Source organism: Flavobacterium sp. MDT1-60 (assembly GCF_014844035.1).
Classification (GTDB): Bacteria; Bacteroidota; Bacteroidia; order Flavobacteriales; family Flavobacteriaceae; genus Flavobacterium.
In genome coordinates, this window is sequence record NZ_CP062159.1 from 2,795,060 (window position 1) to 2,818,133 (window position 23,074).

Consider the following 23,074-nt stretch of genomic DNA (forward strand, 5'->3'; position numbering starts at 1 on the left):
GCAAATGTTTTTTTGCAATTTTGTCAGCCTGACGAAGGAAGGATTACAAAAGAAAATCGCCAAAGTAAATCAACAAGGTTATCAAAAATAACAATCTAAAACCTAACAATTTAAGAAGTCTAAAAAATGAGACATTACATACTACTCTTCTTCCTAATTGCAACAACCTGTTTTGCACAAAAAACAACAGTTTATTGCATTGGTGATTCAACCATGGCAAATAAAAAAGACCCGGGCCGCAATCCTGAACATGGATGGGCACAAGTACTTCAGCCTTTTTTTACAGACAATATTATTGTAGAAAATAAAGCCGTAAACGGAAGAAGTACCAAAAGTTTTATAAATGAAAAAAGATGGGATTCGATATATAAAAAGCTAAAAAAAGGAGATTATGTATTGATTGAGTTTGGGCATAATGATGAAAAAATAGAAGATTCTACCAGATATACCAATCCACATACGAGTTACAGATACAATTTAATTCGGTTTGTAAAAGAAACAAGAGCTAAAGGTGCAACTCCAATATTGCTTACCTCAATCGCCAGACGAAATTTTAATGAAAAAGGAGTATTAGTACCAACACATGGTGATTATCCTTTAGAAACGAGATTAGTAGCCCAGGAATATAAAGTGCCATTTATTGATTTAGAATATTATACCGAATTAATGGAGCAATCTTATGGACCAGAAAATCAAAACAACTGCATTTGCATTTCAAAGCAGGCGAAAATCCTTATTATGATAAAGATAAGGCTGATGATACGCATCTGTCTTTATTAGGTGCAACGAAGATTGCTACAATTGTTATGAATCAGCTTAAGATTTTAGAAGACCCCACCATAGAAAAACTCAGGAAATCTATTAAATAGATTTTATACATTCTTACAATTTTTAAAACTATAACATTAGAGTTCCCTATGTTATAGTTTTTTTTATGAACAATAGCAATCGAAATAAATAATACCCTAATCTGTAAGTATTATAACTTAAAGAGGTCAATTTAATTTTCTGTATATCTCAATTTTGTATCACTTTATTAAGAACCCTTATCTTGATAGAATGTTTATTGTTTTAGTCTTAATATTTTAACCTTTTAAATATTTTGATGTTTTTTTCGCAAGAATGGGAGAGCTTAGGTTCTCCCATTTTTTGTTTTTAATAGAACGTATTGGATTCATTATTTATAAGAAAGACAGTTGTATTAATGTCATAAATTCAATTGATTGTTTTTATTACCAAACGATCCTTCATATTTGATTGGATTATAGGGCTGTACTTCAAATACCCTAATTTATAACTTTAAAAACTTATGGTGGCAAAGGAAAAAGGTATTTAAGGAGAACTTTGCACTTTCAAATTTAGATGTTTGAATTATAAACACTTAAGAAAATAATTAAACACATAATAATTTAAAAGGTTATGAAAAATAGATTACTCCCTTTATTTGTTGTTTTAGGAACTTTTTCTGCTCACTCGCAGGTAGGTGTCGGAACATTAAATCCGAAATCTTCTGCTCAGCTGGAAGTTTTTTCCAACAACAAAGGTATGTTGATACCACAGATTGCCTTAACAAGTACAACTGATAATAAGACGATTGTAAATGGTAATATTATTAGTTTGTTGGTTTATAATACTACTGATAATGCTAACATTACCCCAGGTTACTATTATTGGTTTGATAATAGATGGAATAGAATGTTAATTTCTGGAGATCTTACTGCTATCGCCGGTAATTCTGTGCCTGGTGCTAAAGGTGAGACTGGATATCCGGGTGAAAATATCACTATTTATACAGATAAATCAACTAGTACGGTTTACGTTCAAAATTCTGATGGAACTTGGACTCCTATAAATGGAAGTGGAGGAACACCGGGAAAAGATGGAAAATCAGCTTTTGAAATTTGGAAAGAGATTTCTGGAAATGAGGAAAAAACTGTAACGGAATACTTGGCAAGTTTAAAAGGAGATAAGGGAGATAAAGGAGAGGTTGGCGTAGCCGGCGGAACCGGAGCACCTGGTAACAAAGGAGAGGCAGGTTACCCGGGAAAAGATATCAATATGTATGTTGACAATTCAAGCGGAGATGTGTATGTTCAGAAACCTGACGGAACCTGGACACCGATCAATGGTAAAGACGGGGAAGTTGGAACAGCTGGAGGTAACGGAGTACCTGGAAATAAAGGAGAAGCTGGTTACCCTGGAAAAGACATCAATATTTATACTGATAAAGAAACCAATACGGTTTATGTTCAGAATGCGGACGGAACCTGGACTCCTATTACAGGAGCAAAAGGAGACAAAGGAGAAGTTGGCGTAGCTGGCGGAACCGGAACACCTGGCAATAAAGGAGAAGCAGGATACCCGGGAAAAGATATCAATATGTATGTTGACAATTCAACCGGAGATGTTTATGTTCAGAAACCTGACGGAACCTGGACACCGATCAATGGTAAGGATGGAGAAGTTGGAACAGCTGGAGGTAACGGAGTACCTGGAAACAAAGGCGAGGCAGGTTACCCAGGAAAGGACATTAATATTTATACTGATAAAGAAACCAATACGGTTTATGTTCAGAATGCGGATGGAACCTGGACTCCTATTACAGGAGCAAAAGGAGACAAAGGAGAAGTTGGCATAGCTGGCGGAACCGGAGCACCTGGCAATAAAGGAGAAGCAGGATACCCGGGAAAAGATATCAATATGTATGTTGACAATTCAACCGGAGATGTGTATGTTCAGAAACCTGACGGAACCTGGACACCGATCAATGGTAAAGATGGGGAAGTTGGAACAGCTGGAGGTAACGGAGTACCTGCAAACAAAGGTGAGGCAGGTTACCCAGGAAAGGACATTAATATTTATACTGATAAAGAAACCAATACGGTTTATGTTCAGAATGCGGACGGAACCTGGACTCCTATTACAGGAGCAAAAGGAGATAAAGGAGAAGTTGGCGTAGCCGGCGGAACCGGAGCACCTGGTAACAAAGGAGAGGCAGGTTACCCGGGAAAAGATATCAATATGTATGTTGACAATTCAAGCGGAGATGTGTATGTTCAGAAACCTGATGGAACCTGGACACCGATCAATGGTAAAGATGGGGAAGTTGGAACAGCTGGAGGTAACGGAGTACCTGCAAACAAAGGTGAGGCAGGTTACCCAGGAAAAGACATTAATATTTATACTGATAAAGAAACCAATACGGTTTATGTTCAGAATGCGGACGGAACTTGGACTCCTATTAATGGAAAAGACGGAAAATCAGCTTTGGAGATCTGGAAAGAGCTTCCTGGTAATGACGGGAAATCGATCACGGAATTTTTGGATGGCCTTAAAGGAGAAAAAGGAGATAAAGGCGAGGTAGGAACTGCAGCTGGTGCTGGTGCTCCTGGAATTGCGGGAACACCTGGTGCTCCTGGAAAAGACGTTAATATTTATACTGATACAGAAACCAGTACGGTTTACGTTCAGAACCCTGACGGAACCTGGACTTCCATCAATGGAAAAGACGGAAAGTCAGCTTTTGAAATCTGGAAAGAACTTCCTGGTAATGACGGGAAATCGATCACGGAATTTTTGGATGGCCTTAAAGGAGAAAAAGGAGATAAAGGCGAGGTAGGAACTGCAGCTGGTGCTGGTGCTCCTGGAATTGCGGGAACACCTGGTGCCCCTGGAAAAGACGTTAATATTTATACTGATACAGAAACCAGTACGGTTTATGTTCAGAATCCTGACGGAACCTGGACTTCTATTAATGGAAAAGACGGAAAATCAGCTTTGGAGATCTGGAAAGAACTTCCGGGTAATGACGGGAAATCGATCACGGAATTTTTGGATGGACTTAAAGGGGAAAAAGGAGATAAAGGCGAGGTAGGAACTGCAGCTGGTGCTGGTGCTCCTGGAATTGCGGGAACACCTGGTGCCCCTGGAAAAGACGTTAATATTTATACTGATACAGAAACCAGTACGGTTTATGTTCAGAATCCTGACGGAACCTGGACTCCTATCAATGGAAAAGACGGCGAGGTAGGAACTGCAGCTGGTGCTGGTGCTCCTGGAATTGCGGGAACACCTGGTGCCCCTGGAAAAGACGTTAATATTTATACTGATACAGAAACCAGTACGGTTTACGTTCAGAACCCTGACGGAACCTGGACTTCCATCAATGGAAAAGACGGAAAGTCAGCTTTTGAAATCTGGAAAGAACTTCCTGGTAATGACGGAAAATCAATAACGGAATTTTTGGATGGCCTTAAAGGAGAAAAAGGAGAAAAAGGCGAGGTAGGAACTGCTGCTGGTGCTGGTGTTCCTGGAATTGCGGGAACACCTGGTGCCCCTGGAAAAGACGTTAATATTTATACTGATACAGAAACCAGTACGGTTTACGTTCAGAATCCTGACGGAACCTGGACTCCTATCAATGGAAAAGACGGCGAGGTAGGAACTGCAGCTGGTGCTGGTGCTCCTGGAATTGCGGGAACACCTGGTGCCCCTGGAAAAGACGTTAATATTTATACTGATACAGAAACCAGTACGGTTTACGTTCAGAACCCTGACGGAACCTGGACTTCCATCAATGGAAAAGACGGAAAGTCAGCTTTTGAAATCTGGAAAGAACTTCCGGGTAATGACGGGAAATCGATCACGGAATTTTTGGATGGCCTTAAAGGAGAAAAAGGAGATAAAGGCGAGGTAGGAACTGCGGCAGGTACTGGTGTTCCTGGAATTGCGGGAACACCTGGTGCCCCTGGAAAAGACGTTAGTATTTATACTGATACAGAAACCAGTACGGTTTACGTTCAGAATCCTGACGGAACCTGGACTCCTATCAATGGAAAAGACGGCGAGGTAGGAACTGCTGCTGGTGCTGGTGTTCCTGGAATTGCAGGAACACCTGGTGCTCCTGGAAAAGACGTTAATATTTATACTGATACAGAAACCAGTACGGTTTACGTTCAGAATCCTGACGGAACCTGGACTTCCATCAATGGAAAAGACGGAAAGTCAGCTTTTGAAATCTGGAAAGAACTTCCGGGTAATGACGGGAAATCAATAACAGAATACCTTGATGGCTTGAAAGGTGCTGACGGTGTTGCAGGAGCAGACGGAAAGTCAGCTTTTGAAATCTGGAAAGAACTTCCGGGTAATGACGGGAAATCAATAACAGAATACCTTGATGGCTTGAAAGGTGCTGACGGTGTTGCAGGAGCAGATGGGAAGTCAGCTTTTGAGATCTGGAAAGAACTTCCGGGTAATGACGGAAAATCAATAACGGAATACCTTGATGGCTTGAAAGGTGCTGACGGTGTTGCAGGAGCAGATGGAAAATCAGCTTTTGAAATCTGGAAAGAGATTTCTGGAAATGAGGGAAAAACTGTAACGGAATACTTGGCAAGTTTAAAAGGAGACAAAGGTGATAAAGGAGATGCTGGTAAAGATTTCGAATACACGGATTTCACTCCAACGCAATTGGCAGGATTAAAAGGAGACAAAGGTGATAAAGGAGATGCCGGTAAGGATTTCGAATACACTGATTTTACTCCAACACAATTGGCCGGACTAAAAGGCGACAAAGGTGATAAAGGAGATGCTGGTAAGGATTTCGAATACACGGATTTTACTCCAACACAATTGGCAGGATTAAAAGGAGACAAAGGTGATAAGGGAAATGCTGGTAAAGATTTCGAATACACGGATTTTACTCCAACACAATTGGCAGGATTAAAAGGAGACAAAGGTGATAAAGGAGATGCTGGTAAGGATTTCGAATACACAGATTTTACTCCGACACAATTGGCAGGACTAAAAGGAGACAAAGGTGATAAAGGAGATGCTGGTAAGGATTTCGAATACACGGATTTTACTCCAACACAATTGGCAGGATTAAAAGGCGACAAAGGTGATAAAGGAGATGCTGGTAAGGATTTCGAATACACAGATTTTACTCCGACACAATTGGCAGGATTAAAAGGAGACAAAGGTGATAAAGGAGATGCCGGTAAGGATTTCGAATACACAGATTTTACTCCAACACAATTGGCAGGATTAAAAGGAGACAAAGGTGATAAGGGAGATGCTGGTAAAGATTTCGAATACACTGATTTTACTCCAACACAATTGGCCGGATTAAAAGGAGACAAAGGTGATACTGGGACAGCTGGAGCTGCAGGTGCACAAGGTCCAATCGGATTAACTGGAGCCACAGGTCCGCAGGGACTTCAAGGCTTACAAGGTCCAATTGGATTGACTGGAGCTACAGGACCACAGGGAATTCAAGGTCTTGCAGGAATCGGAGGAAAAACAACTGCTGGAACAAATGTAACAATAACAGGAGCAGGAACAGATGCAAGTCCATACATAGTAAATGCAACAGTTCCTCAACAATTGACCCAGGCAATTGATGAATTTACTGCTATGGCTGGTCAGTCAAGTTTTACATTAGCAGCGATGCCATCTTCTTTATCTAAAGTGAAATTTTATATAAATGGCGTGCGTATTGATAAAGATGCATTAACTATAAATGGAAGTGTGGTTTCTTATAACCCTACAAACAATGGTTCATATGCATTGATGGCAAACGATAATGTTATAATTGATTACTTAAAATAATGGAGAAATCACACTTTTTTAGATAAAGTGTACAAATCTTAAAATAAGTGACAGTCCACTAATAAAGAAAATTGTAATGCAAAAGGAGTATAACTTTTAATTAAGATTATACTCCTTTTTTTCTTTAGAAGTTGTGATGTTTCAAATAGTAAATTGACCCTATTGTGATATATCAATAACTTCTAAGGGTCAATAAATGATAGTTATGCTTCTAATTTTGCACTTTCATTTAGAATGATTTTCAAGTAGTAGTATAAAAAATAAATTTATATAAAATGATAAAAGATTTACAACAATTTCAGTTTGTCTTGAAAAACAGAAAAGATTTAAGCTGCATATTTAGTTTTATAGCAATCCTGCTTTTGTCTCAAAAAGGACAGGCGCAATTTATAAATCAAGGAGATTTAAAAGTAAGTGGTAATACCATATTGTCAGTATATATGAACTATGATAATAAAATCACAGGAAATTTTGTCAATGATGGCCAAGTCCATGCTTTTGAAAACTATAATAATGACGGTTCAATTTCTTATACAGATAAAAGCTCGGGAACAACATTTTTTACAGGAGAACAAGAACAAATAATTGCAGGTTCCCAGGTGTCTGACTTTCAGAATGTTGTTTTTAATAATGTAACATCATTAATGCCTTTTCAGCTCAAAACAGCCGTTAAAGTTGGTAAGAATGCGGATTTTAAAAACGGAATTGTAAATGCGGGAGAGTATAGTAGTAGAATGATTTTTGATACGGAAGCCTCTTTTACAAATGCTGGAAATCAGAGTTTTGTAGACGGAGAAGTACAGAAAAAAGGGAATGCGATGTTTGAATTTCCGGTTGGAAATCAGCTTTATTACAGACCGGCAATTTCTGGAGTAACTTCTGATTTGAAAAATGCTTTTACAACACAATATTTTTATCAAAACTCGAATGCGCTTTATCCTCATTCTCAAAAAGAGGAGACAATTTTAAGCATAAATGACAGTGAATACTGGAAAGTAACACAAGATAGTGGTAACGAAAAAATTGTATTAAGTCTGACATTAAACGATAAGACAACACCATCTGAATTTTTTAATATACCTCCAAATACAAAATTAGCAATCGTGCGTTGGGACGATATACTTCAAAAATGGACTAATTGCAATGGGGAGTCGAGTGATCCAACTCAAACATTGAATTATGAAAAACTTTTAACAGCTCAGGTAACAGGTTATGGAATATTTACCATGGCCATTGTTAAAGAGATTATCATAGATGAAAAACTTATCGTTTACAATGCCGTTTCTCCCAATGGTGACGGAATCAACGATAGTTTTCATATAAAGGAAATTGATAAGTATCCAGACAATATGGTTGAAATATATAACCGCTGGGGAGTTAAAGTATTTGAAACAAAATCTTACAATGAGTCAGATAACATGTTTAGAGGATACTCAGATGGACGAGCAACAATAAATAGAGGAGAAAAACTTCCTACAGGAACTTATTTCTACATATTGAAATATAATAATACTAAGAAGGTAGTGGAGCAATCAGGCTATCTGTACATCAATAATCAATAATTAAACAGAACGTAATAAATAGAAATAATGAAAAAGCTTTTTTATATAGTATCATTATTGTTTTTAGGTATTCTCGGAGCCTCTGCGCAACAAGAATCACAATATTCACAATACATGTATAATACTATGACTTTTAATCCTGGTTATACAGGGTCAAGAGAGGTTTTAAGTGCTATGGCATTATACAGAACCCAATGGGTTGGTTTGGACGGAGCTCCAAAAACGATGAATTTTTCAGTTCAGACACCTTTAGGGTATCATGGAAATGGTCTTGGTTTAAATGTAGCAAGTGATCAGATTGGACCGACAAAAAATACTGGCTTTACAGTTAATTATGCGTACACCATTATGCCATCAGATGAATTGAAAATTTCGTTTGGTATTTCCGGAGGTTTTGACAATTTCGAAGTTGATTACACAAAATTAAATCCGGAATATCAAGATCCATATATGACAGGGACCGAATCTCAGTTTTCACCTAATGTTGGTGCCGGCGTTTATTTTCACACATTTAAATGGTATGCGGGAATATCTGTTCCAAAATTATTAAAGACTGAATTTTATGATGATGTAGCTGCATCAGTATATTCGACTAAAGCACATTACTATTTTATGGGTGGATACGTTTTTGATATTAACCCATATCTAAGATTTAAACCTGCAGTGTTGGCTAAGTTTGTTGTAGGGGCACCAGTAGCGGTTGATATGTCAGCCAACTTCTTGATTAATGATAAATTGACGCTTGGAGCAGCATACCGTTGGGATGCAAGTATTAGTGGTTTAGCTGGTTTTCAAGTAACAGATGGTATTCAAATAGGATATGCATATGATCATGATACCACAAATCTTGGACATTACAATTCAGGTTCTCACGAAATATTTTTAAGATTTGATTTATTAAGTAAATCGAAAACGAGGCTGGTAAGTCCAAGATTCTTTTAATAACTTAATTAAAAAATAAGATGATTTATAAAAAAATAAAAATTGTTTTAGTTTTTCTTACGGCTTGTATAATGCATATAGGAAGTATTACAGCTCAGGATAAAAAACTGGAAAAAGCAAATGAAGCTTATAATTAATTTGCTTTTATTGAAGCGATAAAATTATATGAGAAAGAATTAAATAAAGGAACCAGTACAATAGAGATTTATACAAAACTTGGGGATTGTTATTATTATAATGGAAATTATCCGGAAGCGACAAAGTGTTATGCTAAAGTGGTAACAGCTTCAAATAATGTTTCGCCGGAGTACTATTTTAGATATGCCCAATGCCTTAATAATGCGCAAGAGTATAAGACTTCAGAATCAATAATGAAAATGTATTACTCAAAGTCTGGAAAAGAAGATTTAAGTGAAGGCTGGGGTGAAAAAAAATTATTAGCTGATATACAAAAACAATCGGGTCGTTATGATTTAAAAGCAGTAGAAATTAATTCTCCATTTTCGGACTTTGGAACTTCCTATCTGAATAAAGAAAAAGTAATGTATGCTTCAGCAAAAGATACTGGTGTGATTATCAAACGTAAACACAGCTGGAATGATAAATCATTTTTAAAATTATATACTGCAGATGTAACAGTCGATGGAGGATTGCAGAATCCAGCCCTTTTAAAAGGGGAGGTAAATACAAGATATCATCAGAGTACTCCAGCAATAACAAAAGATGGTAAAACAATGTTTTTTACCAGAAATAATTATATTGAAGGTAAACTTGGAGTTGATAAAAACGGAACTACTTTTTTGAAAATTTATGTAGCTGAAAATGTTAATGGTGAATGGAAAAACGTAAAAGAATTAGGTTATCCTCTAAATGGAGATGGCTTCTCGTCTGCACATCCTGCATTAAGCCCGGACGAAACCGAACTCTATTTTGTTTCAGACCGAAATAATAAATTTGGGAACTCCGATCTGTATAAAGTAAGTCTTAAAAAAGGTGGTTTTATTGGTAATGATATAACTAGATTAGACGATGAAATTAATACATTAGGAAGAGAGACTTATCCATTTATGGATGCTTCCGGTATATTGTATTTTTCTTCAGACGGACATCCTGGTCTTGGTGGTCTTGATGTATTTGCAGCAATTAAAGATGAGTCTGGTAAATATCATGTCGTAAATGTTGGAGATGGTGTGAATACCAATTCAGATGATTTTGCTTATACGTTTAAAGATGATATAAAAAAAGGTTATGTTTCTTCCAACAGGAGTGGTAATGATGACATCTATGGCTTTACGGAGAACAAACCGATTGATTTTAATTTCAATATAAAACCTTTAGTATTTGGAACATTAAGATATACAACTGGTGAACCAATTGAAGGAATTGTTGTTGAGGTTTATAATGCTAAAAATGAAAAAATAAATACTGTATATAGTGATAAAGAAGGTAAATATTCAGCTGACTTGCTACCTTTTACAGATTATAAACTGGCATATAAAAAAGCAGGACTTACTGAAAAAGAACAAATTGCACCACCTTTTAAACCGGCGGAGAAACGAGAGTATTCATTTGATTTTATTAATGAGATGGAGGTAATTGTAAATAATGAGAAAGTAGCAATACATGAAGGAGATGATCTTACCGATAAATTAAAATTAAACCCAATTTATTTTGATTATAATGGATATAAAATAAGAGAATCTTCTAAAACTGAATTGGATAAGATTGTGGAAGTAATGAAGGTTCGTCCTGTTATTTCTATAAAAATTAATTCCCATACAGATAGTAGAGGAAAAGATGATTTTAATATGAAATTATCACAAAACAGAGCTAAATCAACTATGGATTACATCGTATCGCACGGAATTGAGAAAGAAAGGGTGAGTGCTGAAGGATTTGGAGAAACACGCTTAATAAACAAATGTTCAAATGGAGTAAAATGTTCTGAAGCAGAACACCAGAAAAACAGGCGTTCAGAGTTTATTATACAGTTAAATAAAAAATAACAGCTTTGAAACTGTAGCATCTGATAAAATTAGGGGGTATCTGAAAAATATCCCCTAATTTGTTACTATTTAATTTCTTTGTTCTGAATTTTTGTACCAGTTTTTTTTACAAAATCTTGTGATGGTTTTTTATGGAAGAGTTCATAATATTTGGATGAAAAATAACTTAATTTGGTATAGTTCAATTCGTAAATAATATCAGTAAGGGAATTAAATTTTCCACTCTGTAAAAGTTGTTGTGCTAACAACATTTTTTCTTTAATAAAAAGATTGTTTGGAGTGTTATTGAAACATTTTTTGAACAATATTTTGTATTTTGATTCAGACATTCCTGCCATTGAGGCTAAAAATATTACAGAAGGAAAGGAGCCGTACAAATTATTAAGAAGGTATTCTTTGGTTTTATCAATAGCTTCTTGTTCATTTGTGGTCATATTGTTTTTTGTGACTGGCGTGTCGTAAAATTTATTAAAAAAATTACCTAACAATTTTAATGAGACACCTTTAAGTAGTGGTTCAAATGAGAGATCATTAATAGATTTATTTTTGATTGACCGAATCAGTAAAATACTGTTGCTGTCAATATTGCCATAATGATAAAATACCCGTTTACCGTCTTTGCTTTTTGCTTTGACTTCTTCTTTTTTAGAATGCTTTGCTATAAAATCATTTAGCAAACTTTTGTCAACTAGTATTCGTATTGCAATCGTTCTTTCGTTAACCGATGGCTTAAAAGAACTTTCTATCTCATTATCAATAATGGCAAGATCTAATTTATCGTAAGAACCAATTTCATAGTCCTTATTGTTAATCTTTATTAAATTGACATGCTCACTTAAATCAAAGTGAAAAATATACAATTCGCTATCAGATGCAAGTCTGGTTATTTTTAATGGTGAGGTTACTAAAAAGTCAATAAACAAAACTGAAATTCCTGGGATAATCTGAGTAAAATAAGAATGCCCTTTACCGATTGTTTCCGGAAATTTAATGATTTTATTGTCGATAAATTCTGCACCGATTTTTTCCGCAAACTCTTTTTGCCATTCTGGGGTCAAACTATAATAATGTGTAATTTTTTTCATGTGTAAATGAATATATTTTAATGAAAGAAGTTTAGTTTGCTATTACACAGTCTCAATACCTGAAATAATTATAATTGCTTGATAAATGTCTTTGGTGATATTCCAAAATTCTCTTTAAATTTTGAAGCAAAATAAGAGTTGTTAGTAAAGCTTAACTGATCTGACACCTGAGATATTGATAGTTGTTTTTTTTCAAGGAGCTCTTTTGCTTTGAGTAATTTATTATCCATAAAAAACTTATTTGGAGTTAGTCCCGTTATTTTTCTAAATAAGTTTTTAAACTTTGATTCAGACATATTGGCCATTCTTGCCATAAGAACAATACTTGGAAAATGTTCGTCTATATGTTCTATTAAAAACATTTGTGTGGTAATGATACCATTGAGATCACTGGAATTAACCGTTTGGATTATAATTCTGTGAGTTGACATTTTTTTTAAATAATTTGAGATCAGCATTTGTACTGTCCCTATCATATTTAGGTTAAATATGGATCCGCCAACTTTTAATTTTCGTAGATCATTTAATAAATGATAGCTGTCACTACTCATTCTGTCAAATCTGACAATGGTATTTTTGAAGGATCAGTTATTTTATCAACATCAGGAAGGGGAATGTTGTTTTTTTTTACAAATTTCGCTATCATGGATTTCTTTATGAAAATGCATAGAGCAAAAGTGCAACTCCCTGCTTTAACATTATAATCAGTTTCCAATGATCCATCAAGTACGGATAAATTATAGCGCCAACGACCAACATCATAAACGGAACTATTACTTGAAACTGTTGCTTCACCTTCTGTCAGGTTATAATAAAGTCCAACAAAGTCGTTGTTTTTATTTTTTTGAATAAAGCGAAAATTTTTATTGTATAATACATTTACATAATATGCTATTATACCTTCTCCGCAATCAAGAAAATATCGTGTACCTGTTTGAAGTTCCTCAGGCATAATGATAAAATTGCCTTCAATTTTTCCTCCAAATTGTTTTGCAAAATTTTCAACCCATGATAAATCTGCACCATAAGAATGTTCGATTGTTTTCACGCAAATATTTTTTATATATAAAGTTAGTTTAATTTACTATTATTTTTGTAATGTTTTAGTATTTAGTAGGTTGGTGTTTTTAAATTTGGAATGAATCTTTTTAATTTTGCATAACTTTTAATGTTTTGAGCTTATTTGGACCGGAAGTAAACTGCCATAAAATTTCATCATTAGCAGCATATTCAATCACAGCCAGTCCAATTGGTGATTGTATGGATAATTTGTCCTGAATAACATTGCATGTCTCAGGTGTTACAATTGAAAACTTCTGATAACATTAGAAGACATTTGAATTGTTACAGTAGAATCTACTCTTATAATATCTTCCGGAATTGCATCGTTTGAAAGTATTTGGGCATATTCAAGTTCTTTTCTGAGTTTTTTGATCAATGAATAATAATTTTTGCCTTTAAATATTTTAGATTTAGATATTATTGTTTTTAATAGCTTTAAATCTTTTTCTTCGATAATTATTTGATCATATTTCATCTTACTATTTATTACTGCATCTTCATAAATTAGCCTGCATTTTGTGTGGACTATCTCTTTATTATCTTTTGGCTGCGTACCTAAGCGACAATAGCAAATTCATTGATGTGCTGTTGAATATATTGTTTAATTTTATCGGACTCTGAATTCATGATTTTAAAGAATTCATTATCTAAAACATTAAATTCGGGATACTGCTGATACATATCAAAAAGATCTTCACATGTTCTCACTATTTCAAGTTCGGTTTTATTCTGAAAGTAAATTTCTTTAGCTTTATTGATATGAACTGCCATCTCTGTAGCCCCCCATTTTTTTAATGTCTCAGAAAATATCGATTCAAAAATATAACTGCCATATCCGTTTTTAATCAATTCTAAAAACCCGCCTGTTGTAATTTCGCCATACATAATATTATATGCAATTAGGGTACGCTGTGAATCCGTAAAATCATCTTCTGTTTCAATGTCCATGATTTCATAATAGTTGGAAAGTAGTAGAAAGAATAAATCCCATGTATTATCATTGTAATTTAGCAATTCTTCTTTTTTAATGTACGGCAGTGTTTTTTTGTGTCTTTTGATTTTTTCAATTCTTTCTTTCTCTGTTTTCATCTTCGTTTGCATTTTTATTTTAATAATTAATTTGAGAATGTATTTTGTAATATTTTTTGAAATTCCATTTATATAAATAAAATAAAGCTCAAAAGAGCTATATGTTTTTAGATTCATTTTGTATTTAATAGGAAGGCCAATTTTTAATAATTTAGATTCTCTTTTTATATTAGAAATAATATTATTTGCTTTTATTTTTTTATAATTGACTTTTTATTATTTGTTTTTAACACTGAGGTTTTCTTTAAATCAAGGTGTTTTTAATGTAAGTAAATATTTACACTTAATTTCAATCAAATTCAAATGTAATTAAATATTTGAATTCCAATTTAAAAAAGGTTTGTTTATTTAACTATTTGAAAACAAACTAAATAATATTGTTTTTTAAGTCTTTTTCTGATACTTTTTGAACTTTTTGCAGTATTGATATCTTTTTTTTTAAGCGATAGAATCCATAGGTTTTATTGACTTCCCTATTTTGATGCTTTGACTAAAAAACAATTTTTATTTTAGATTTAGCTGTCATTATCGTTTTTTATTAAGTCTTATTTTGATATTCTAATGACGGGAATGGGAAAATTAATATTCTAACCTTTTTTAATTTTGTCTTATACTTTTGGTTATTAATTTTCTCTTTTTCTGAAAAAAAATTAAGGAATTAAAAAAGTTATATATTAAGTAATTTAAACAATATGAATGCTTCTGATTTTTCTTTAGAGTTTCGATTAAATGCAGATGAAGTACGGAAGTTAAATAAAATGTATTTTAAAAATCTGTATAAGGGACGAGTTCAGATTTTTTTCGGATTTGCTTTAATCTTTTATATTTTTTACTCTTTTTTTGATCTGAATAGTGGCAGTGATTTAATCATATGGATAATACGGAATCTGACTTTCGTAATTATTTTTTTTATGTTTCAGTATTCATTTGTCAATACGACCTGCAAAATTACTTTTGAGTTAATTAAAAAGCTTTTAAGATTTGACAGGTTCTTAGTAAAATACAAATTCAATTTTACAAATTCCTTTATTTACGTTCATTCTCCGTTAGGGGAGTTCGTTCATAAATGGACTCAGATTGAAAAAGCAATTTTAACTAAAGATTTTTTCTTTTTATATGTTAAAGAAAAAAACGGATATATAATTTCTATTTCGAATAAGAACGAGAATAGAAATATAAAAGAACTAATAACTTTTGTAGAAAGGAATGTAATCCAGGTTACGAAAGTTTAATAGATGATTATATTTTGAATTTAGTGTCGGTAAGTAAACTTTATTTCAATTATGTTAATTCTTAAATGAATGTAAATATTTAATGTTTGATTTAGTCTTTTTAAATTTATTGAGATAATTTTTACTGTTCAGTTTCTAAATCTCATTTTGAATTTATCAAATATAATATCAGACATCTTGCGAACAAAAGATAGTAAATACTTTATACTGTCTTTTTATAAAATATAAAAATGAATACAGATTTCTTTAATGCTAATAGTTATTTTGTAGACCAAAAACGTCTCTTTTTTAAGTTTTATCGACACCATCAAATTTATAATGAAAAACGGGAATGCATTGGTCTCATTAAGCAAAGACTTACATTAAGACAAAAGATATTGAGATCCTTTGTTAGTAAGACTTTATTACCTTTTGTATTTGAAATAAGAAGCTGTAACGGGGCGTTGTTAGCATCAATTTCCAGAGGATGGATTTTTTTAAAATCAAAGATTATTATTCATGATGCACAGGGAGAAAAAATAGGGAGTATAAAACGAAATTTTGCCTTTTTTAAACCAGTTTTCAGCATATTAAACGCATCAGATGAAATAATTGCTGAAATTTCTGGGGATTCGAAAAAATGGAATTTTATTATTAGCGATCCTTTTCATAAACAAATTGGTTCAATAGACAAAAACTGGATCGAAGCAATGAAAGGATTATTCAAATCGGCCGATAAATATAATGTGAATTTTGAGGCTGATTATGTTGATAAAAAGAAAAAAATTACCATTTTATCAAGTGCAATTATTATTGATATGGTTATGAAAAAATAAATTTAAGTCATGCATATTTATTTAGATCCACTATTCAATTGTTTAGTTAACAAGTTGTTAAATTGAAAATATGGCTTAATTTAATTGTTTTTTGACTTATTGTGACAATATTGATATAAATATCGATTATACCTTTGTATCATTATTTAAGAAGCGGTTATAACTGATTAATGATTAGGTAACTATCCAAAAAAAAATTTGACAAAGACAATTAGTATTATGGAGAGAGAAAAAGTTTTAGTACGTGATAATAAAGGGGTTTTCCTTAAAATGTTTAAAAGAAAGTTTAAAGATGAATTTGATTTCTCTGGAAATTCATTTCTGATCGAAAATGAAAATGATTATAAAGATTTCGATCGTTCGATATTTGTGGTTTATGATAAAACTGAAATGATTGACTATCTGAAATTAGAAAAGAAAGGAGCAAATGTTTTAGTTTGTTTATTCAATAAGCAGTTATATGGCAGTTTAGCTTTTTTTCAGGAAATTAATAATCTAATTCTATTAGATGAATCTAAAACAAAGCCAGAGATTTTAAAAGATTTAAAAGCCCACTTTAAAAAGGCTCAGGAGCCTGCCGAGCAAGTATCTAAAACTTTACTTGAAAGTTCAGCAATCTTTCAAACGCAATTTTATAATTCATATAATGCATTATTTTTTCTGCTTTAGCTTGTATTAGAGGGCTTTTATTAATTAAAAGTTATTTTATATTAATTCACTTTAAAATGTAGGATAAAGGTTGCTCAATATCCTACATTTTTATTTAGGAGCCTTTTAATATTTTCTATTCTTTTTTAAGAGCAGCAATTTCTTCTTCAGAAACTTTTATAACCGTACCATGACGTGTTCCTGCAGGCAAACTAATTTGTTCTGAAATATCTTTCCAACCTTCAGGAGTTTCTTTGACCGCTCCATATTTCTTTTCGGTGTACTTATCAAAATAAACAGTCCAATTATTGTTTACTTTAATTGCTGTTGGACCTTCTGCCCAATAATTGCCTGTAATAGCATCGCTCGCTTTACTATATGGACCTTTTAATTTTTTGCTAACAGCTATTTTAATATTTTTCTGAACCGGATTTCGGGTTTCATCTTTTAAATACATTACAAATCCCTGATCTTGTTTTACAATTGAAGCATCTATAACATTAAATCCCGGTTCATAAAGTAATTTAGTTTTGGAGAATTTTTTAAAATCTTTTGTTCTGGTGTAATAAATTCTATGATTATAACCTTTTTCTTCCGCTGATTTTGTCTCTAAAAATTTTCCGTCGATTGTAGACGCCCAATAGATCATGTATTTTTTAGAATTTTCATCATATGTAATTTCAGGAGCCCATGTATTTCTTGTTTTTTCTTCAAATGCCATTACCGGAATAAATTCCTGTTTTGACCAATGAATTAAATCTTTTGATGAAGCATATCCAATCCCTTTATCTGTCCAACTAACAGTCCAAACCATATGATATAATCCGTCTCCACCTTTTATAACACAAGGATCTCGCATGAGTTTATCTTTACCTACTTCCGGAGTTAAGAATGAAGCGTCATTTTTTAAAGCGGTCCATTTATATCCATCTTCACTGTAAGCTAAATGCAGACCGTCCTCACCGTTTCCTTTAAAATAAGTAAATACATAACCATCAGGTTTTAACATGAAATCATTAGTTATTAGCCATTTTTCACAGGTTTTTGGCCAGGACATATTTGTTCCCTTCAAGTCCAAACCAAAACCATGGCCCCCGTTTCCATATAAATGCATTTCAGTAGAAACTTTTTCTTTTTTCAAAGCCAGATAATAATTAATGCTGTTTTCAACTGGTACCGCTTTGTCATCTGTGGCATGAACTAAAAATGTTTTTGGTGTGTTGGCATTTATCTGTTTTTCATTTGAATATTTATACGCTGTTTCTGTGTCAGCATTTTTGCCTAATAAATTATCTTTAGATCCTTGATGTGTAATTTCTTCCTGCATTGAAATAACCGGATAAATTAAAATTGAAAAGTTTGGTTTGGCGCTCGTAGTATCTGCTGAAACATAAACTATATCATTGTAATGTGTAGATAAAGTAGAGGCCAAATGACCGCCAGCGGAGAACCCCATAACACCGATTTTGTTAGGATTCAATTTCCATTTAACGGCATTTCGACGAACCAGCCTCACAGCTTCCTGCGCATCCTGTAGTGGACCAACCGTTTTATTTTTCATAATTAGATCACTAGGCAATCTATATTTGAGAACAAAAGCATTTATGCCCAGACCGTTAAGCCATTCTGCAACTTTAAATCCTTCTTTATTGATAGCCAGCATGCCATAACCGCCTCCAGGGCAAATTATAACCGATGTTCCATTAGATTTTTCTGAATCAGCAAAATAAGCTGTAAGGGTTGGTTTGGTAACTTTTCGAACATCTTCTTCAATTCCGTTTTTATCCGTCACTATTTTTTCTGAATAATCTTTGGATATAATTTCATCCGGAATTTTATCCCATAGAGAGATTTCCTTTTTTTGAGAGAAAACAGAAAGGCTCATCCCAAAAGAGACAAGAATTAAAACTGTTTTAGCCGGGGTTAAATTATTTGATTTTTTCATAAAATTCTATTTCAACAATGCGTAATTGTCCGGTAGCGTCTGTTGCTGCTTTATCTTTATATAAATCTAATTCTTTTGTTGGATCTACTTCAACAATTTTTGAAAAACCGTCTTTTTCTGTATTCACACCGATTAATTCGATCGTGATTTTTTCAGCCAAAACTGGTTCTAACGAAATTGTAATGTATCCTAAACTTTGGGTTGTACTTCCTTTAAAAACTTCTTTTTCATCAGCCAAAATTCGAATAGGGTATATTTTAGTTCTCCAGCCAGTTAATTTTACTACAATTTCATTTACGATTGAAGGTTTTGAAAGGGTATAAGTTATTGTTCCGGTATTAATATTCCCGTCGTTTTTCCATTCGGTTAGCTCGTTGTCGTCATAGCTTTTATAGGTATCGTTATTATTGGCTGGTGAAACAGCATTTAAAATATATGCAGGAATTCTTTTCTGTGTGTAAGAAGCTATTTTTGGAGTTGGGCCACGTTCTAAATTTGATGGAAGGTTTATTCCGGGAATTTCTTCTGAAAGACCATTTGTTACTATAACGGACTTTGTTTCAAAAAACAATTCAGATGATTTCAATCCGGCTGATTTTGCTGTAATTTTTATTTTTCCGGCTTTCGCCAAAGATTGAACCATAACACGATTAATCCCATTTTCTACCGGAATATCTTTTGAAAGAATATAATTTTTTGGCCCTTGTGCAATTCCACCCAGCCAGGTTGCAGGTCCCTCAATTGAAAATGAAATTAGATTATTACTAATCGGACAGCGATTACCATTTTTATCTACAACTTCAACATCAATTAAGGCAACATCGGCATCGTCAGCCAGCATGCCTTTTGACTGTGTTCTTAATTTTAGTCTAATTTCTGCTGGTTCACCTGTTGTTGATTTTTCATCTTCACTTAAAACAGTTCCATCTTCTTTGTAACCAATAGCTTTTATTGTTCCAGATTTCCAAGCGATATTTTCAAACGTAAAAAGAAATTCATTGCTTCTTTTTCCAAAACCTTTAGAAACTCCATTGATAAATAATTCAACTTTAACAGCTGTTGAAACTACATAGATGTTTTTTGTAACAGTTTCATTATAATTCCAGTGTCCTAAAATATGCGTACGATGTTTCTCAACATCTACCCAACCATCCCAGATGACCTGATGTGCCCAATAACCATCTTTTGGAATACGCATAGCGTCGACTTCACCACTGGTTCTGTAATTTTCTTCACCACGGTGGTGTGTATTTGAGTCTGAGAAAATAATGTTTACGCCACCGGAGTTCACTCTTATTCCTGTTCCGGGTCTTTCTTTATAATAATCATACCACCGTACAACATCTTCAATAGCGTGATGATCCTGATTATGATTGTAATCATTAGCAGGATTTCCGCGATATAAAGGACCATCGCCTTCTTTGTGATAAGGAGGTGAGAATTCATCCCAATATTTGCGCAAGCCTTCATCTCTGGAATATTCAGTTGCCCACAATGGTTTTCTGGCACTTTTATTTATATAAAGCATTTCTCCGCCATATTCGGCTTCTTGACTGTCCAGCATTTCGCGAGAGCCAATAGGGCGTCCTCCAAAAGGATCATACGTATTTCTAAGACTTTTCATTTCGTGCATGTGAGCTTCGCTGATGGACTCATTTCCGCTTTCATAAAAAATAATACTCGGATTATTTCGGTTGTAGATAATAGCGTCACGCATTAAGTTTACACGTTGTTTCCAGATATCTCCCTGTGCATCTTTTTCAGCATCACCAGCCGGCATTGCTTGTAATAATCCAACCCTGTCACAGGATTCTATATCTTGTTTCCATGGCGTTACATGCATCCATCTAACTAAATTGCCATTCCCTTCAACAATTAATCTATTGCTGAAATCACTTAACCAGGGAGGAACTGACATTCCAATTGCTGGCCATTCATTACTGGTTCTTTGTGCATATCCTTTTATCTGAAGCACACGGTCATTTAGCCAAAATTGACCTTCCTTAAAATCTGTTTTTCTAAAACCAGTTTTAGTTGAAACTTCATCAATAATTTTCCCATCTACTTTTAAAATCGTTTTTACAGTATATAAATAACCGTAACCCCAGCTCCAAAAATGCAGATTGTTAACTACATTATTAGCTTTTAAAATTTTTGTTTCATTTGGTAGAATAGTCGTTTTGTCACCAGAAAAATTAGCGATTTTTTTCCCGTCGAAATTTTCAATGACAACATCATATTGAATTGTTTTTGAAGTTTCAAATTCATTACGAACTTCTGTTTCAGCATTGATCACAGCACTTTGTGTCTGAATATCAATTTTAGATGGATAAATATAAACTCCAGTCGTTTTTAAATTGGAGTAGAGAGGAAGTGTCTGATATAATTTGCTGGTAATATGCAGAAAAACGTTTTTTGGAATTCCTCCATAATTTGCATTGAAGTTGATATTATTCCATTGATAGGGAGCTCCTGTAGCTTGCTCTTTGTATTTCCAGTCGTTATCAATTCTAAGGGCAATTGTGTTTTCCTGCGGAAAAGGTTTTACCAAATTTGAAATATCAAAGCCAAAAGCCATTACACCATTTTCATGGAGACCAACTTTTTGACCGTTTAGATAAATTACTCCTGCTTGACGAATTCCTTCAAATTCTAAGAAAACTTTACGGTCTTTGATTCCTTTTAGAAGTTTAAATTTCTTTCGATACCAGACAAGTCCGGTAGTAAGATGTTCAATATCTTTTTCGAAAGCTTCTTCCTGATTATAAGCATGAGGAAGTGTTACTTTTTTCCAGGAATTATCATTAAAAGAAGGAGACTCTGCGTTTTTAGAGTCTCCTGTTTTTAGTTTCCAATCGGCATTGAAATTGTATTTTTCTCTCTTAAATTCCTGAGAAAATAAAGGTGAATTAAAAAGAATTAAAATAAAATACAATAACGCTTTTTTCATTATTTCATTTTATAAATTTCAGAACCAGCCAGTAAAAAACACCCTAATCCGTAATCTTCAAAATCTGGAATTTTATCGTATGATAACGGCTGACCGTCTTTAGGCTCTTTTCCGGTTGATTGTAAAAAGCCTAGAAATCCATTAGTATGCAAACTCTCCGTTGTAATTGCATTCCACGCTTTTTGAACTACAGGCAAATAAGTTTCTTTTTTCAAAATCCCACTATTTATTCCATAGGTTATTCCATAAACGAATAATGCAGTTCCTGAAGTTTCCTTCTCGCCAAAGTTTGTTGGATCATGTAAACTTACATTCCAGAATCCGTCAGGTCTTTGAATAGGAACAAGCGCTGCTGCCATTGCTTTTAAATCCTTTACATATTGTTCTCTGTGAGGTGCATTTTCAGGAATGATGGTCAATACTTTTGCCAATGCACCAATTACCCATCCATTTCCACGACTCCAGTAGCAATCTTCACCATTTGGTTCTTTGTATGGAGGGTCAAAATCGGCATCTCGCCACCATAAACCATCTTTCGGATTAAAAAGTCCATTGTCTCCATGTTTGTTTCTGGAATACATATACATTTGGTACATTTTTTCGAAATAACGATTGTCTTTTTCTAAAACTCCCATTTTTGCAAAAACCGGCATTCCCATCTGAATGGCGTCAATCCAGGACCAATCGTCCAATTGAGCTGTATTCAAAAGCATATTGATATTAGCTTTTGTATTTTTTAGTTTTTTAGAATCTGGTTCTAAATTGTATAAATCAATATAGGTTTGCGCGGCGCAATAATTGTCGGCATTGCGGGTTGTGTTGCCGCTATTGAATCCCCATTTATGGAATTCTGACCAGGAATAAGCATAGTCATAATAGGTGTCTTTTGGGAAAATTTCGTGTAAAGCCATTAGTCCTTCATAATAAACTCCTCGTGTCCAAATGTTACTAGGGCGTTCTTTATTGGTAATAATAGTTTTGCCTGTTTCCGGCCATTTTTGCATAAAATAATCATTGGCCAAAATCATTTGTTTCAGCACCAGTTTTTTATCAAATGGCTGTTGTGCATTTGTCGTATATAAAAAGCCTATAGCGAGGATTAAAAGTAATTTTCTCATTTTAGTATTCG

At 33.8% G+C, this 23,074-nt stretch carries 16 protein-coding genes and 1 pseudogene; 8 read left to right on the forward strand and 9 right to left on the reverse strand.

Annotated features, from left to right (window positions below):
• The first annotated feature begins 126 nt into the window (after positions 1-126).
• From IHE43_RS11960 to IHE43_RS11980, 5 genes and pseudogenes are all read left to right on the forward strand, one after another.
• Positions 127-869: pseudogene (locus tag IHE43_RS11960) on the forward strand (rhamnogalacturonan acetylesterase).
• A 550-nt stretch (positions 870-1,419) separates the two neighbouring features.
• Complete coding sequence (locus IHE43_RS11965) at positions 1,420-6,609, forward strand: collagen-like protein (protein ID WP_192184091.1); 5,190 nt, start codon at positions 1,420-1,422, stop codon at positions 6,607-6,609.
• Positions 6,610-6,884: 275 nt separating this feature from the next.
• Positions 6,885-8,171: a gliding motility-associated C-terminal domain-containing protein gene (locus IHE43_RS11970; RefSeq protein ID WP_192184092.1), complete on the forward strand. Its 1,287-nt coding sequence runs from the start codon at positions 6,885-6,887 to the stop codon at positions 8,169-8,171.
• Between the two features lie 27 nt (positions 8,172-8,198).
• Positions 8,199-9,113, forward strand: a complete 915-nt coding sequence (locus IHE43_RS11975; RefSeq protein ID WP_192184093.1) for a type IX secretion system membrane protein PorP/SprF — start codon at positions 8,199-8,201, stop codon at positions 9,111-9,113.
• 377 nt (positions 9,114-9,490) lie between these two features.
• Entirely contained in the window at positions 9,491-11,119 is a 1,629-nt protein-coding gene (locus IHE43_RS11980; RefSeq protein ID WP_192184094.1) for an OmpA family protein, read from the forward strand.
• Positions 11,120-11,184: 65 nt separating this feature from the next.
• On the opposite strand, the gene IHE43_RS11985 is transcribed toward IHE43_RS11980, so the two are convergent.
• The 6 genes from IHE43_RS11985 to IHE43_RS12010 all read right to left on the reverse strand — a co-directional run bounded on the left by IHE43_RS11985 (position 11,185) and on the right by IHE43_RS12010 (position 14,355).
• Positions 11,185-12,204: a helix-turn-helix domain-containing protein gene (locus IHE43_RS11985; RefSeq protein ID WP_192184095.1), complete on the reverse strand. Its 1,020-nt coding sequence runs from the start codon at positions 12,202-12,204 to the stop codon at positions 11,185-11,187.
• Between the two features lie 68 nt (positions 12,205-12,272).
• A complete protein-coding gene (locus IHE43_RS11990) occupies positions 12,273-12,755 on the reverse strand; it encodes an AraC family transcriptional regulator (RefSeq protein ID WP_192184096.1) in 483 nt (160 codons plus the stop codon).
• A complete protein-coding gene (locus IHE43_RS11995; protein ID WP_192184097.1) occupies positions 12,752-13,252 on the reverse strand; it encodes a hypothetical protein in 501 nt (166 codons plus the stop codon). Before IHE43_RS11995 ends, IHE43_RS11990 begins: the two co-directional genes overlap by 4 nt.
• 100 nt (positions 13,253-13,352) lie before the next feature.
• Positions 13,353-13,511 carry a GreA/GreB family elongation factor gene (locus tag IHE43_RS24040; RefSeq protein ID WP_192188210.1) on the reverse strand — a complete coding sequence of 53 codons (159 nt, stop codon included), beginning with the start codon at positions 13,509-13,511 and terminating at the stop codon, positions 13,353-13,355.
• Positions 13,505-13,642, reverse strand: coding sequence for a hypothetical protein (locus IHE43_RS12005; protein ID WP_192184098.1), 138 nt, complete (start codon positions 13,640-13,642; stop codon positions 13,505-13,507). Before IHE43_RS12005 ends, IHE43_RS24040 begins: the two co-directional genes overlap by 7 nt.
• A gap of 179 nt (positions 13,643-13,821) precedes the next feature.
• Positions 13,822-14,355 carry a DMP19 family protein gene (locus IHE43_RS12010; protein WP_192184099.1) on the reverse strand — a complete coding sequence of 178 codons (534 nt, stop codon included), beginning with the start codon at positions 14,353-14,355 and terminating at the stop codon, positions 13,822-13,824.
• Positions 14,356-15,266: 911 nt separating this feature from the next.
• Here IHE43_RS12010 and IHE43_RS24045 point away from each other — a divergent pair.
• The 3 genes from IHE43_RS24045 (at position 15,267) to IHE43_RS12020 (ending at position 17,071) form a co-directional block, all read left to right on the forward strand.
• Positions 15,267-15,587: a YcxB family protein gene (locus IHE43_RS24045; RefSeq protein WP_370526659.1), complete on the forward strand. Its 321-nt coding sequence runs from the start codon at positions 15,267-15,269 to the stop codon at positions 15,585-15,587.
• 230 nt (positions 15,588-15,817) lie between these two features.
• A complete protein-coding gene (locus IHE43_RS12015; RefSeq protein ID WP_192184100.1) occupies positions 15,818-16,402 on the forward strand; it encodes a phospholipid scramblase-related protein in 585 nt (194 codons plus the stop codon).
• Between the two features lie 219 nt (positions 16,403-16,621).
• Entirely contained in the window at positions 16,622-17,071 is a 450-nt protein-coding gene (locus IHE43_RS12020; RefSeq protein ID WP_192184101.1) for a hypothetical protein, read from the forward strand.
• Positions 17,072-17,186: 115 nt separating this feature from the next.
• Here the strand turns inward: IHE43_RS12020 and IHE43_RS12025 are convergent, their stop codons facing one another.
• Genes IHE43_RS12025 through IHE43_RS12035 form a run of 3 tightly spaced genes read right to left on the reverse strand, consistent with a single transcriptional unit; the run spans position 17,187 to position 23,063 of the window.
• The gene (locus IHE43_RS12025; RefSeq protein WP_192184102.1) at positions 17,187-18,995 is read right to left on the reverse strand and encodes a prolyl oligopeptidase family serine peptidase; all 1,809 of its coding nucleotides are present in this window, start codon (positions 18,993-18,995) and stop codon (positions 17,187-17,189) included.
• Positions 18,979-21,945 carry a glycoside hydrolase family 2 protein gene (locus tag IHE43_RS12030; protein WP_192184103.1) on the reverse strand — a complete coding sequence of 989 codons (2,967 nt, stop codon included), beginning with the start codon at positions 21,943-21,945 and terminating at the stop codon, positions 18,979-18,981. The genes IHE43_RS12025 and IHE43_RS12030 overlap by 17 nt, the downstream gene beginning before the upstream one ends.
• Positions 21,945-23,063 carry a glycoside hydrolase family 88 protein gene (locus IHE43_RS12035; RefSeq protein ID WP_192184104.1) on the reverse strand — a complete coding sequence of 373 codons (1,119 nt, stop codon included), beginning with the start codon at positions 23,061-23,063 and terminating at the stop codon, positions 21,945-21,947. The genes IHE43_RS12030 and IHE43_RS12035 overlap by 1 nt, the downstream gene beginning before the upstream one ends.
• Between the last annotated feature and the right edge of the window lie 11 nt (positions 23,064-23,074).